Genomic DNA, 14,710 nt, shown 5'->3' on the forward strand with positions numbered 1-14,710 from the left:
ATTTATTACTGCATCTGTATCCCTACGCCGATCTGATTCCCGTCTACACCCTGAATACATACATATTTTCCCTGAATGGAGGTGAAGGTACCTTGTCGAAGATAAACCTGTATCTCATTGTCCACCCATACGGTGGCAGGCAGATATTCTTTTTCGGTGGCCAATGACAGGTCTGCATTGTTGGTCAACATAACACGTTGTTCCGAATCATCCACGGCCAGCATGTCGTAATAAACCGCAAAACCTGCAGGAACTTCGGACAGGTTAACCACCTGATCAATTGCTAAAGACTCCCATCGTCCCGGTTTTGCAGTCGTATGAGAAGTGGAGTTAACAAGCGCGCTAACAAAAGCGCCGTTCCTGCGCAAGTGAATGCTCGCATCTTCGACATCGATTGCACTTGAAGCGACGTACCTCACCTCGTCAAGTACCCAGGTCCTGACAAAAGGGGTATGAAAGGTTGCACCATTCCAATATTTCGCAAAATTCGTCGGTGCTTGCTCCATCAATAGGCGATCGTATTGGTAATATGGATTGATCCCATTGTTAGGGCTCAGCCGACATAGTTTGTGATTAAATCTATTGAGCCGATCATGTCCTTCTGTATTTCCATCATGTGTCCAATACCTTCGTACGAATATGCTGACGCCTGGTGCAAAATCCGTATCCTTAATTTTGACCACACTGGAACCATACGTTAAGTCCTTAAGGGGAGCTTTCCACGATTGGGCTTTACCGGGAGGGATCTGTTCCGTTGACGTGGCCCCCACCGTTTGTATGATCGTACCGACCCCATTTTTCCGACTATAAACAGCATGGGGTGCAGCCGATCCCGCTGAAAAATCAAAGAAATACATGGGCAACGGATTCAACTTGATTCCGAACCTCGATTCGGCATCGGATAAGGTTAAAATGCTCCCGTCAGAAAGTTCATCCGCCTCCCAACTTATCCCCCCGCTTTCACCGCTAAATGAGGATCCCTCCTGTACGTTAACCTCGATAGATAATGCATGGAATACTTCTTGACCATGTTTATCCTTTGCATAAAATTTTAATGCGATAACCTTGTTTTCGTAGGGAACATCTATTGTTAGTGCTCCGGCAAATTTCTCTTTACCACTCGCTTCAGAAACTAATTTTTCAATGCCATTCACCGTTTGAACGAATTGCAGGATCGCTGACGAGGTGGTCACAGTATAATCGATCGTGATCGTTGTTGCTTGTGTGACGGGAACTTGAATAGCGCCGTCTGCTATCGTAAGCCCTTGTGATGTAACCGCAAAAGAAGGTATCTCTCCTTTTCTATCGAGTACATCCTTTTCTTTACAGCTCACAAAAGTTGCCAGTAACAAACCGATGATGGCAACTAGGTACGTGAAATTTTTCATAAAATTATAAATTTATTTATTGGTCAGAAGAGTATCTTTGGCAGGATCAGCGGAATGATGAAGGTCTATCGGCTCCTCTTTTGAATTAGGATTATTAGAATTTAACGCTCGTAGTAGAAAATGGGCCCTACGCATGATATTGAGGGCCCATTTTCGTGATGGACTCAAACCGTTCTTATTTCGTTTGAATCGTTGCGTTTAGAACTACTCGATTTACCCCAAGTGCAGATCTCTACTGTTGGATCTTCAAAAGAAAAGTAGCATCATCCACACCTGAAGCAAGACTCTCAAAATACAACACCCCAATCTTCCCCTCATTTGTTTTGAAAGCGATGACTTGACCTACCTCTAATTCTTCCACTTTAGTTTGATTGATCACCAATTTTTGCAAAGGCAAGTCATTCCTCATCGCATCAAACTCTGCTTTCGTAAAGTTAGTCACCAAGAATCTTGCGCCCGTGTTTGCGAACCGATCTTGCTCCGTATCTGTATTATTAAGTGAATTGTTCGTATAGAAACTATCCATAAAAGGTGCTTTGCCGCAGTTAACACCTATATTTCCTGCACTATTTGGTGTACACCGCATCGATAAACCACCATACCCCTCTGGTATATCCAAATCCCAGCGGCTATTCTTACTACCACTTATCCCACCCATTTCAACCGTCGTCACGGTCGTTAATGGAACAGACGGAGGAATAATGGCACGAACGCGAATCGTTACCGTTGAAGCTGTCGACTTACCGTTCTCATCGGTCACTTCCACTTTTAGCACATAACTCTTATCCTCAAGAGGAATGTCAAGAGCGATATCCTTTGAAAAGGAGGTCTTGGCGTTCGCGTCGGCAACCGTTTCTAAAACACCGTCAAGGGTTTGGTCCAATTTTTTGATTTTACCAGCTGCCTCAACAGAATACTTCAAGGCAATTGTCGAATCTTGGTAAATAGCCACACTGATAATCCCATCCGTTACGGCTAGACCTGTGGCTTCCACTGTAATTTTAGGAGCTTCTGGAATGATGACGTCGTCACCACCATCTTTACTACAGCTAGCAAAACCAAGTGCTAACCCACCAATGGCCATAGCCATACATTTTGTAATCAACTTTCTAGTAGACATAATTTAAAATTTAATAAATAAAAAAATAACAAAAACGTTCATAAACCTATCCTGTTACACGGTTTCCTTCTCTTCTACGGGATATCCCCCATGGCAACATCAATAAAAACGGGATGACCCAAATTGCTACATAAGAAATGGGCTCAAACTTATTATTCACGGAATACGTATGCTTAGGCCTCCCAAAAATATCGACGAGAAAATCTGTCGTATACGGATCTACCGCATCTTCGTAATACAGATCAGCCATATCCTGATAAGATGCCCTCACGAGCTCTGGATTGGTCGTGATCGCAGCGGTATCATGGGGTGTATATACACCGTAATCCGGATCCAAAACATAAGCGGAACGATCGGCATATTCCGCCCGAACAACCACGTGCCGTCCTCCTACATCCAACAACTCTGCTTTGATACCATGGTCATTTAGCACCCCTTTTACCACGGTAGAGTGACTAGAGCAAAGACCGACCCCTCGTTCTAAATTTTTCTTATAATCTGAAAACTCATACCGTTCGTATTTCTTAGGATTGACGAAGGAAGCCATATACAGCAAATAATTTTCCCACGCCGGCACCCGCATATGGAAGCGATCGATCCCTTCCTTTTTCCAATAGTGCGAAAAACCATCGTGAACCAAACTGTTCACCCTAATGGAGAAATCTTGCTCCGATTCGCCTTCCTGACGGACCAGTTGCTTTTTGATATCCGGGTACCGAATGACCACATCATTCTTCCGATTTCTGATTTCGTGCTCTAATGTGTAGAGTTCTTCGTTCCGCATGGACTTGGACAACCCAACGGTATTGAGCAATAGCAGAAATATGCCTATTCCGAATAAAACACCTCTTAGTACCTTCATAGTGACTATTTTATTGTTTATAATGATCTGTAGTAATTACTTTAAGGGAGATGCCAGATAATTTTCTATATCCTGCCAATGTTTCCACATGATTTTTCGCTTGGTCTTTAACTGCTCGGTGAAATCAGGGCCTAATAAAAAAGAATCCTCATAGCCTTGATGACGCGCCTTGATCACCAATTGTTCTCCCCCTTTTTCCATCAGCTGGATCAATCCCAACGCATTATCATATTCGTTACGCATGATTTCATTGAAGCGGATATAATCCGGATGCCCTTCCCATGTCGCTACTTTACCAATGACGACCTCGGAACCGTTCAAGACGTCTGCTGCCCGATCGCGGATCTCCTGTGCGTAGATAAAATTCGCACAGCTTTCCAAGATCTTAGCATAAATACGTAAGCCTAATGCCATGTTGTTCAGATACGTCTTCTGAGCGGCCTGACTACCCACTCCTTCAAAAGTATGGGCGACACGATCCGCCCGTTCTGCAAACCCAAATGCACCCGCGGGCGGTACAAATACACGAGCACCGTGCAGGTCCACATAATCGTGACGAGCGTCCTCTTTTGATATGCTAAATACGTACGGTAAAAAATACGATTCCTCCGCTGCGGTAATCAATGCAGGATCGAACAATAACGGCCGGTTGACCAAGCGCATGGTCACGCCCCAATACAACGAACTGATCCGTGGTATCGTGGTGGATTTGTAAGCAAACGCTTCGTTCATGGCCGTAAAGGCACGCTTTAGAGACAATGCGTCCTGAGTACCGCCCCAATTCAAGGCTACTTCATCCAGCACGCTGTCTAGCGTCGCTTGCTCGTCTTGATTGGCCTTCGCCTTCAGCGCTGCCTCCATGATGCCGATGGTCAATGCGATCGTCTCAGGAGTATCGCAGCCACGATCATACGCTGCTCTAAAGTTAAGGTATACGGTAGCGGCTTGTTGTTGCTTGATTTCCAACACTTGCTTGACTACAGCAACGGGATCAATCAATCCTTGAACAGGATAAGTCGTATTCAGCAAAGACCCCACGGTATAAATCTTACGTTTGTCCCCTCCCGAGAAAAAACAATGCGGAGGCATATGCTGTTCGATATCCCGCTTCTCTGCTTCGGAATAATTTGAATTTTTATCATCTACATAAATAGACAATGGCTTGCCAGCTGCACTGGCTCCTGATTGATAGGACTCCAACAGCATTTTCATCCGTTGACCTGCACTGTATCCGCGACATCCAGCCGGGCCATTAGCACCGGAGTAGAGCCAGTCTGACCAGTCAATTCCAGCACCTGCATCGTTTGTTTTGAACCCAAACATGGTAATTTCCGGCACGTGAGTCAACATATCTGACATCATGCGCGAGTACATATTACGCGTCTCGGCTGCACAAACGGACGGTGCAAATGCTTTCTGGGTACTTCTCCTGGGGTGATCAACACGAGGTCCCAACATCGCAGGATGAGCTTCAAAAAATTCTTCTGGCAAAAAATTCGGCTCGTACCCCAAAAATGCCCCCTCTACTTGGTGTTTACGTAGAATAGCTGCCTTTGCAAGCAATAATTCCCGATTTTTCTTTACAAAGTCTACCGGTATGAAGGGAGCCACTAGCTTATCGGGAAAAAATTTGGACGGCGTAGGGTTGCTGGAGGCATACTCATGCCACGAGCTACCTTCTTCCGGTATCTCATGAAAACTTTTATCCGCCAGTGTACTGATATTGACCCGAACCGTTCCAAACGACTTCAAGGGTGTTGCCGACTCCACGATCCGTTCAAAATTTGATAAATCATTGACCGGTGCATTCACCACGAATACCAAGCCCTTTTCCCCATCTTGGGTGTGTTGTGCATACCCTTGATTAAAAAAACCTAAACTACCTTTAGCGATCAGCACTACCGATAGAAGCCACTTCATCTTACTTTTCGACATTTTTTCAACTCTAACTCTTTATATATTCTCTTTTTCTATTTTAAACAGGTATTATATCCCGTCCCATAATCACCGATGGATAGCTAAATCTCGAAGACAGCCTTCCAATTCATCAAGGGCCGCTATTTGATAATAACAAAGTAATTTCCTCTCTACTCACCCACCACCTTATTCATTCCGATACGTTTTTTAGCCACCACGATATGGTCATATAAAACACCCACGTCACTATGTTCTCCGTGATGATATAATCTGGCATTAAACAAGCTTACTTTCAGACCAGGTGCTGTCCTCAACCATAGATTTTCAAACGGCCCGTATTCGACGCCATCAATCCAAAAATTAATAACGCCATCTGCGTCTTCCTCCGTGGCCGTCGGAGTTCCCATATCGAGCATCAGTTCAATACAATACCACTTACCTGCCTCCAATTCTGGCGTACGTTTTTCAGGTTTTTCACGATACTCCGGTTTGGTGCAATAGCTATTGCTTAAGAAACAAGGAAGATGATCTCCCCAACACTCGCCATTAGGATTGCGACAATCCATGTACATCCCTCTATAATATGTGTATAAAAAGGGTTTAGCATTCCTATGATCATATTCGAACCCCATCGACACACGGTCTGTTCCATCCGGTCTCATTCCCGATGATCCCATAAGGCTTCTCTCCCCAGCGAATAATCCACCTCCATGATTCTTTGCTGTGAAATCAAATCCTTCTTCCCATTTAGCATACCAGCGTGCATAGACTTTATCATGTTTACTCGGTAAGACCTTCACCACATCTGCCCCACCTCTTCCCGGCTTCGCCCAAAGACGCATCACATGGTTATCTGGCTTATTAAAGGGCCCCGGATCTTTTAACAACGTATTTTCAGGTTCTGGATTTCTGTCGTAATCGTCCCAGACCCTCAGATGTCCATCCTCAAAGCTATTCATGAAAATAATATCCGAGGTCGTTAGGAGCTCCAACTCCTCCGGCTCTTCAGGCGACGGAGGTGGTTCTTCCACAATGGAATCTTCTACAGTTGGTTTTGAGGTTTTATCGCAAGCAGAAAGCGAAACAGCGATCAAACAAGCAGCGATCAGTACACTGTAAACTTTGACAACTAGTGATTTTTTCATAATAGTTATATGATTAAAATGATGCCGCTCGGACCAAGAACCCTTCTTCATTCATTTCATTATCCGCATTCACCACATAGAGGTACACCGCGTCATTGGCAGGCAAACATCCGATCATGGATTTGAAGGTAATGCCCGTTGCCGTACGGCTTATCGTTGGACAGGTCACATGCTGGAAATCAATCGAAGCCGTCGCTGTCGGAGAAGTGCTCAGATAAACACGTTCCAACGAATTATGGATATATACATGGTTGATGTCGAGGATCGTACTCTGTTGAGCTCGTTGGTAAAAGGGAAAATAAAAACGTTTGAACGTTGCATTTACCACCCCAGCTCCGCGCGTCATAGAAAGCGGTTCTGCCCATTCATCTGGAGTAGCAAAAAAATTACTCCCGCTATACGTCCATTGGTTACCCCAAGATGTGCGGAGAAATCGCATTCCATCAGCATTCCCCGGTGTGGAGTGTTTCCAATAATAGGTATCTCGATGCCAAGTACCATCATTCGTCATACGGAAAGGACTATAGCGCATAGGCCAAGTGTTCGTATCATACTGAAAAGTCATGGTAGGAGCAGGTTGACCACCTTGAATAGTGATACCGAAAAATGGTGCGTCGGTATGACCAGTTCCACTGGTGAGGCGAGTATGTTTGATTTGAGGAGCATCTGTGGCCGTATAATCGATAATGTTATATCTGTAAAAAAACTCCACATAGCATTCCTCTAGATCTGGCAAAATAGCGTACATATCTCCAAAACTGGTCTGATCGGGTGCTGCACGTGCAGCTTTCGTCCCTGTCAGCGGAGATTCGTTGGCGTATAAGTAATTTTTAGAAACGGTGTGCATATCTCCTGCGAATCCAGATTCACCGCTCACCACGCTAGCTCCAAGGCTACCGTTTTCAAAATCCGTAAAAAGAAATGTTGCATTGGTTTCGGTGGTAAATCCATTTCCCGTAATGACCACGGTCTCACCTTGATCAGTAGATCCAGAAATAGAAGCAATGACAAAACCCTCTAATACGGGTTCAGGTGTGGGGGGTGGTCCCTGCTCTACCTCTGTTTCTACTATCGGCTTATCGGTCTTGGTGCAAGCAGCAAGAGACACGAATAGCACACTTAGCGCTGTGAGCAAGGTACCGACGGTAATAACTATTGACTTTTTCATAATGGTTATAATAACAAAGTGATTTCCTTTCTACTCACCCACCACCTTATTCATTCCAATGCGCTTTTTGGCAATCACGATATTGTCGTACACAACACCCGCATCACCGTGCTCTCCATGATGGAATAGCGACGCGTCAAAGTTTCTTATTTTCAAACTCGGGACCGTCCTCAACCATAAGTTTTCAAAGGGCCCATATTCCACGCCATCGATCCAAAAGCTAACCACGCCATCTGCGCCTTCTTGTGTAGGCGTAGGAGTCCCCATATCCATCAATAGTTCGATACAGTACCATTTACCTGCTTCAAGTTTTGGTGTGGGTTTCCCTGGCTTCTCGCGAAGCGCCGGATCTTTACAATAGTTGGCACTCAAAAAACAGGGAAGATGATCGCCCCAACAGGAGCCATTTGGATCGGCGCAATCCATATCCATCCCTCTATAGTAGGCGTATAAAAAAGCCTTAGCATTCCTGGCATCATACTCAAAACCAATGCGCGCCATATCTGCTCCGTCCGGTCTCCTACCTGCTACCCCCATGAGATTTCTATCTCCCGCATGCAATCCTCCACCGTGATTTTTTGCCGTGAAATCAAAACCTTCTTCCCACTTCGCATACCAGCGTGCATATACTTTATCATGCGGACTCGGTAAGACCTTCACCACATCTGCTCCCCCTCTTCCTGGCTTCACCCAAAGGCGCATCACATGGTTATTTGGCGTATTAAACGGTCCGGGATCTTGAAGCAATGTATTTTCAGGTGCTGGGTTCTTATCCCAATCGTCCCATACATTCAGGTTTCCATCCTCAAAGCTATTCATGAAAATAATATCCGATGCGGTTAGCGGCTCCGGCTCTTCAGGTTCTGGAGGCTCTTCAGGCGTTGGAGGCGTTTCCACTATCGGGTCTTCTACCGCTGGCTTTCCCGTCTTATCACAGCAAAGCCATACAAAACACAGTAAAATCAATACTGGGCTTAATAAAATATTTCTTTTAATCATCTGCGTACTATTTTTTATATAAATCAATTAAAAATTACCGTTAAATTTCACCATACCTCCATCAAGGGACGTGTATGCTCGAACACCTACAGTTCGCCAAGATATGTTATAGATACCCACCATTACTCCCCTACAACCTTCCCAAGTCCGATACGCTTTTTAGCCACCACGACATGGTCGTATAATACGCCCACATCACTATGTTCTCCATGATGAAATAATGCCGCGTTGAACAAACTCACTTTCAAATTTGGTGTAGTTCTGAGCCATAGATTTTCGAACGGACCATATTCTATCCCATCAATCCAAAAACTGATGATACCATCTGCTCCTTCCATCGTTGGCGTAGCTGTCCCCATATCCAATAACAACTCCACACAGTACCACTTACCTGCCTCTAACCTCGGTGTCGGGTTGTCCACCTTCTCCTTATGTGCTGGATTAGTACAGTATCTCGATGCTAAAAAACAGGGAAAATGATCTGCCCAACAGGTACCATTCGGGTCAACACAATCCATATACATCCCTCTGTAGTACGTATACAAAAATGCTTTACCATTGGTACTTGGGCTATATTCAAAACCAACACCTACCCTATCTGTTCCATCCGGTCTATTACCTGCTACCCCCAAAAGGTCCCTTCGTCCAGCAGACAGCCCTCCGCCATGGTTTCCCGCTCTAAAATCAAACCCTTCTTCCCACTTGACATACCAACGTGCATATAATTTATCATGTTGGCTTGGCAATACTTTGACTACATCCGCATTTCCTCGTCCCGGTGGCACTAAAAGACGCAATACATGATTATCGGGTGTATTGAAAGGTCCAGGATCTTTTAACAACGTAGTTTTTGGGGGTAAGTTTCCGTCCCAGTCGTCCCACACATTCAAGTGACCATCCTCAAAGCTATTCATGAAAATAATATCTGATGCCGTTAGAGGCGCTAATTCTTCAGGCTCTGCAGGCGCGTTCGGTTCTTCAGGCTTTGACGGTATTTCTTCCGCAATGTGATCTTCTACCGTTGGCTTTGAGGTTTTATCACAGCTAATGCATAAAAAGCATAGTAAAACCCACGTCGAGGTAAATAAATAACGTCTTTTCATTCTAATCTTTATTATAATCACAAACATGGCAAGCCCACCCTTCCCAATTATCTATCGGTTTAACCATCCAGATGTTCAGAAAGAATAAATAGTTATCGGTAAGATTACGGCGCATCAATTACGCCGCAATCTATATTCGATTTACAAGTTGTCAGAGTTCAAAACGTATTAGAGCTATGATTATATCATGTTAATGTTATGGGCATATCTGATTAAATACCCTCAGTTGGAAGCATCCCCTGCCTAGGATGATGAAACGGTAGTCCCGCCTTTTTATCCCACCAGATTCGGCTAGTCAGCAGATTACCACCCTGCATTCTGTTTGATGCTTCGATCACATTTGCTTCGTTACGCTGATACTCTTCGTCCGGATAGGTCAAGCGCCTTGGTATCTCACCATTGGTGACCCCAAGTGACTCACCTGTCCAAATTCGTGGATAACCCGTTCTTCTAAACTCTGCATAACTTTCATAATGGTTGTAATAATTACCGATCCACTTCTGATTGATGATCTGCTCTAGTTTCTCTTCCTCTGTTCCTGTCAATGTACCGGCAGGAGATGCCAGATAATCGTTGATATCACTAACGGGAACACCGTACTGGGCCATGGACAAGCGGATACCATTCGCAAAATAGGTCTGTGCATTTTCATTAGTGACCCCTGCATTCGCGGCTTCGGCACGTAGAAAACTAACTTCAGCTGCATTTAACATTACAATGTCAAACACGGGCTGCAAAAACATATCCGACATCAGCGATATATTACCTCCCGAGTAACTTCCTGACTCATCCAGTAGCTGTAGGGGTAAGCCCAAATAGTCACCGGTTAATTCTGCTGGCTTAGCAAAGATAGGCAACCTAGGATCATTCAACTTCCCGAGTAGATCCGTAGTCGTAAAAGAAACACGCATATTTCCGGGAAGTGTGACACTCTTTGTATACAAAGAGTTTTGATTTTCCTCCACTCCGTCATTCAATGTCTTCACAAACATATTATCAGAATTCGTCAAAATGAGTGGCTCGTACGTCGCCTCATTGATATGCTCTGCAGCTACCTGCGGCGACGCATAACGAATGCGCATCGCCATGCGCAATCTCAACGAATTTCCTAATTTTTTCCACTTATCGATATTTCCTTGAAAGTAGAGATCATTGTTGCCCAGTGATTGTTGATCAGGCACCGTCCCCAGCGCTGCAGTAGCCTCTTTCACCTCTTTCAATAAATCATAATAGATGTCTTCCTGCTTATCATAAAAAGGCTGTAAGATGGTCGTGTTCACACCTAGAGCCGCTTGAAAATAGGGTAAATCACCATAGAGATCCGTTAAGTGTTGGAAAATCATCGCTTTCAGAATTCGAGCAATCGCGTTTTGATCATTTTTAGCGGGATTGTCCCGTGTCATACGCACTAACTCACTTGCGTTAATGTAGTATTGACGGTAGAAGTTATTGTGCGGATTTGCCCAGTTATTATTAGAGAATAGATTTCCTCCCGCTGGATTCGTATAATATCCGCTGTAGGATGAAATACGATATTGATGACTATGGATTTCAAACGAAAATCGCTTGGCCACATAGGTAAAAATATCTTCTGTCTTCACAAAACTTTGCTGCAACAGAAGGGGGTTCGTGTTGATCTCATCAAAACCCTTTGTACAACTAGTCGCCAAAAGGATCATGGCAAGAGCTGACTTCGTTATATATTTATACATTTTCATGATCTGTGTATTAGGAATTATTAAAGTGAAAATGACAGGTTAAAACCAAACGTTCTAGTGACAGGAATACCCGTCATTTCATAGCCTTGTGCTGTAGTGAATGGACCATACGCTCCTTCCGGATTGATACCCATTTCTTTCATTTCAGAATTCTGTTTGATGTAAAACAGATTCCTAGCAACTGCGGATAACTTGAGCGAATTCAGGGTAGAAGTTTTAGGAAAATGCCGACCGATGTTATATCCAACACGCAACTCTCTAAAAGCAATATAAGAACCATCCAAAACAAAAGCCTCCGCGATTTTATTTGTATTCAAATCACCGTAATACGCCCTTCTACCAATCACAATATCATTTTGAACATACGTCCCATCGCCTTGCTCAATAACGCCCTCGGCAATCAGATTCTCCCCCTTCTCGGTCTGTACAGCCGTACCGTATTGATATTGCTGAAATTTAGACATGGAAAACACCTCGCCACCCAAACTCATATCAATTAACGCACCGATACTGAAGCCCTTATAGTAGAAGTCATTCGATAGACCACCCAAGAAATCCGGCTGAACATTTCCCAATATCGAAGGCTCTGTTTCCGCTAACCAAGTACCATTCTCAGAGACCACTACTTGTCCAGCTTCATTACGCTTGAATTTGTAGCCCACGATATTACCAAAAGGCTCTCCTGGACGTGCCTCTATGGCGGTTTCACCAGTACTAAACAAATTGAGGGAATTAATATCAGGATACAAAGACAGCACTTTTGATCTGTTTCGCGAGAAATTCAACGAGACATTCCATCCGTAATCTTTCTGTTGAATCACTTTCCCAGTGAGCATGACTTCAAAGCCGTGGTTTTTAATCGATCCGGCATTGATTAGCTTATTAGAAAAACCGGTTGATGACGGGATACTGACATTCATGATCTGATTTCGTGCAACCGCATTGTAGTAGGTAAAATCTATCCCCAAACGATTATTAAAAAACTGAAGATCCGTACCCGCTTCAATAGAGGTCGTCAATTCATTTTTCAGATCTACAGCTGGAATATTGTTGCCAATAAAAGCCTGTCTGATAGAGCCATACCCCACACCTGCTTGCGTGTAACCGATCATGGTACGATAAGGAGCAGTATCTTTACCCGCCTGTGCGACAGAAAAACGCACTTTACCAAAATTTAAGATATCTCTAGGAAGATTAAACGCCTCTGTAAATACAAAACTCGTACTGACAGAAGGGTAGAAAAACGATCGGTGACCTGCCGCTAAAGTCGATGACCAGTCATTCCTACCGGTGATATCCATAAAAAGATAGTCGTCGTAAGCCAATTGTCCTGTAAAGAACACCGAGTTCATTCGGCGTTTATTGGGAGCATTAGTAGCTACGACGATGCCCGCATTAACAATATTATACCAGTGATCAACATTCAGTCGATTACCTTTCAATGTTGTCGTCGTTAGTTCGCGGTCACGGCGGCTAGCTCCTAGAGATGCAGAGCCCGACAACTTGCCGAACAAGTTCCCGTCAGCAGTCAACATCGCATCAAAGTTTTGTTCATTCATGCGCAAGCGGTCATTATTTACCTGTCCTCTCCTCAAGTTCCCTTCTCCTCCGGTAGGTGTATTGACGCCTATCCTGGAATCTCTATTTTCTACATAGAAATCAGTACCTCCTCTGGCTTGTAAACTCAACCAGTCGGTAAATTTGTACCGCAATGTTAGGTATCCGTTCACACGGTCACGTGAATCGGTCGCGATAAACTCATTGGCCACCCAATAAGGGTTAAACGGACGACCATCCGCCCAGTTTTCAGCCATACCTAGATCATTTTTATACATCTGTAGCATCTCATCGCTCAAGAAAGCCGGATACCGCTGTAGTGACATTCCCACCGTATTTATGTTTGAACCGAACCCAGGGCGATTATAGCCACCCGACTTCGTGTACGTCACACGAGACTCCACAGTCAACTTGGACGTCGCTTTGTATTCTCCCGCAGTAGAAATGGTCTGCCGATCGAATTCGGAATTCGGAAAGATCCCCTTATTCCGCAAGTCACTTACCGAGGCACGAAAACGGAGTTTCTCTGTTCCGCCCGATATCGCTAACGAATTGGTGTACGTAGAACCAGTTTTGTAGAACTTCGCCACTTCATCTCTTCCTTGCGGATTCATCGGGAAGACACCCAACATAGGCCATAACTGCACAGAAATTAACTGTCCTTCCATCTTAGGACCCCACATCGAGTCAAACGAAGTACCCATCTCATAATATTCGGTACCGTCATCTTGTGTTTTAAGTGTCCAACCCGCTACGTCCAATGACTCTGTCCAACCCGGTCCATACACATTCTGACGTCTAGGTGTGACCAACGCATCTTCGTACGTCGCATTTGAATTAAACTCTATTTTTGGTTTAGCACCCGCGCTTCCCTTTTTCGTGGTAATCAATATAACACCATTGGCACCACGCGCACCATAAAGCGATGCACCATTAGGTCCCTTGAGCACGGTCATGCTCTCAATATCATCAGGACTGATACCGCCGATCCCATCGCCATAATCCCGCCCCTGCCCTACCGGGTTGTCGAGTGCCGGAGCGCCCACATTATCATTATCCATAGGAACCCCATCAATAACATACAGAGGTTGATTGTTTCCCTGAAAGGACGAAGCCCCCCTTATATTGACATAAGAAGATCCACCAGGGCCTGTCGCTGGTGTACTTACAAAAACCCCTGCGACCTTCCCTTTCAACGAATTGGCTACGTTGATCTCTCTAGCTTCGGTCAACTCACTTCCTTGAATAGTTTGGGTCGAATAACCTAATGCTTTTTTGTCGCGTTCCACACCGAATGCGGTAACAACAACTTCTTGCAATGCCGAATTTTCATCGTACAACTGGACATTAATGACCGATCGTCCATTGACCGGTTCAGAAACAGAGCGCATTCCTACATACGTAAAAACAAGTGACCCCACACCCTCGGGAACACTTATCCGGTATGCACCCTGATCATCTGTAACAGTCGAACTAGTGGAACCCCTCAACTGCACAGAAACACCTTTTATCGGCTTTCCATCTAAAACAGCCGACACAGTACCGGAAACAAGCTGTTGTGCCTGCACACAGACTCCGGAATACAGAACCATCACGCAGAGCGCAATAAATAATTTTTTGGTAAATTCTCTCTTCATCATTTTTTAGTAAATTGGGTTAAAAAGGAAAAAAAAACAACAATCAACATATCCCTTTCAATATAATTGCTTTATCAGGACGCAAAATACAAAAAG

Annotated in this window: 10 protein-coding genes; all 10 read right to left on the reverse strand. The window is 44.4% G+C overall.

Going from position 1 to position 14,710, the window contains the following annotated elements; genetic code table 11:
• Positions 1-5: 5 nt before the first annotated feature.
• On the reverse strand, positions 6-1,388 hold the full coding sequence (locus tag C4F40_RS21025) for a hypothetical protein (RefSeq protein WP_196941382.1): 1,383 nt from the start codon (positions 1,386-1,388) through the stop codon (positions 6-8).
• Positions 1,389-1,620: 232 nt separating this feature from the next.
• Positions 1,621-2,508, reverse strand: coding sequence for a hypothetical protein (locus C4F40_RS21030; protein ID WP_196941383.1), 888 nt, complete (start codon positions 2,506-2,508; stop codon positions 1,621-1,623).
• Positions 2,509-2,554: 46 nt separating this feature from the next.
• A complete protein-coding gene (locus tag C4F40_RS21035) occupies positions 2,555-3,370 on the reverse strand; it encodes a hypothetical protein (protein WP_196941384.1) in 816 nt (271 codons plus the stop codon).
• 36 nt (positions 3,371-3,406) lie between these two features.
• Positions 3,407-5,290, reverse strand: a complete 1,884-nt coding sequence (locus C4F40_RS21040) for a hypothetical protein (RefSeq protein ID WP_196941385.1) — start codon at positions 5,288-5,290, stop codon at positions 3,407-3,409.
• A gap of 167 nt (positions 5,291-5,457) precedes the next feature.
• Positions 5,458-6,432, reverse strand: a complete 975-nt coding sequence (locus C4F40_RS21045; protein ID WP_196941386.1) for a hypothetical protein — start codon at positions 6,430-6,432, stop codon at positions 5,458-5,460.
• A 13-nt stretch (positions 6,433-6,445) separates the two neighbouring features.
• The gene (locus C4F40_RS21050; protein WP_196941387.1) at positions 6,446-7,600 is read right to left on the reverse strand and encodes a hypothetical protein; all 1,155 of its coding nucleotides are present in this window, start codon (positions 7,598-7,600) and stop codon (positions 6,446-6,448) included.
• Positions 7,601-7,630: 30 nt separating this feature from the next.
• Positions 7,631-8,599, reverse strand: coding sequence for a hypothetical protein (locus C4F40_RS21055; RefSeq protein ID WP_196941388.1), 969 nt, complete (start codon positions 8,597-8,599; stop codon positions 7,631-7,633).
• Between the two features lie 122 nt (positions 8,600-8,721).
• Positions 8,722-9,702: a hypothetical protein gene (locus C4F40_RS21060; RefSeq protein WP_196941389.1), complete on the reverse strand. Its 981-nt coding sequence runs from the start codon at positions 9,700-9,702 to the stop codon at positions 8,722-8,724.
• Between the two features lie 212 nt (positions 9,703-9,914).
• Positions 9,915-11,414 (reverse strand): SusD/RagB family nutrient-binding outer membrane lipoprotein, encoded by a 1,500-nt coding sequence (locus C4F40_RS21065; protein WP_231390168.1) that lies wholly within the window; start codon positions 11,412-11,414, stop codon positions 9,915-9,917.
• A 26-nt stretch (positions 11,415-11,440) separates the two neighbouring features.
• Positions 11,441-14,617: a SusC/RagA family TonB-linked outer membrane protein gene (locus tag C4F40_RS21070; protein ID WP_196941391.1), complete on the reverse strand. Its 3,177-nt coding sequence runs from the start codon at positions 14,615-14,617 to the stop codon at positions 11,441-11,443.
• Positions 14,618-14,710: the final 93 nt, after the last annotated feature.

This window comes from Sphingobacterium pedocola (assembly GCF_015209965.1).
In the GTDB taxonomy this organism is placed as follows: domain Bacteria; phylum Bacteroidota; class Bacteroidia; order Sphingobacteriales; family Sphingobacteriaceae; genus Sphingobacterium; species Sphingobacterium pedocola.

Coding starts and splice junctions, on each gene's coding strand:
- C4F40_RS21025 (WP_196941382.1), bottom strand. CDS start 1,388: ATGAAAAATTTCACGTACCTAGTTGCCATCATCGGTTTGTTACTGGCA.
- C4F40_RS21030 (WP_196941383.1), bottom strand. CDS start 2,508: ATGTCTACTAGAAAGTTGATTACAAAATGTATGGCTATGGCCATTGGT.
- C4F40_RS21035 (WP_196941384.1), bottom strand. CDS start 3,370: ATGAAGGTACTAAGAGGTGTTTTATTCGGAATAGGCATATTTCTGCTA.
- C4F40_RS21040 (WP_196941385.1), bottom strand. CDS start 5,290: ATGAAGTGGCTTCTATCGGTAGTGCTGATCGCTAAAGGTAGTTTAGGT.
- C4F40_RS21045 (WP_196941386.1), bottom strand. CDS start 6,432: ATGAAAAAATCACTAGTTGTCAAAGTTTACAGTGTACTGATCGCTGCT.
- C4F40_RS21050 (WP_196941387.1), bottom strand. CDS start 7,600: ATGAAAAAGTCAATAGTTATTACCGTCGGTACCTTGCTCACAGCGCTA.
- C4F40_RS21055 (WP_196941388.1), bottom strand. CDS start 8,599: ATGATTAAAAGAAATATTTTATTAAGCCCAGTATTGATTTTACTGTGT.
- C4F40_RS21060 (WP_196941389.1), bottom strand. CDS start 9,702: ATGAAAAGACGTTATTTATTTACCTCGACGTGGGTTTTACTATGCTTT.
- C4F40_RS21065 (WP_231390168.1), bottom strand. CDS start 11,414: ATGTATAAATATATAACGAAGTCAGCTCTTGCCATGATCCTTTTGGCG.
- C4F40_RS21070 (WP_196941391.1), bottom strand. CDS start 14,617: ATGATGAAGAGAGAATTTACCAAAAAATTATTTATTGCGCTCTGCGTG.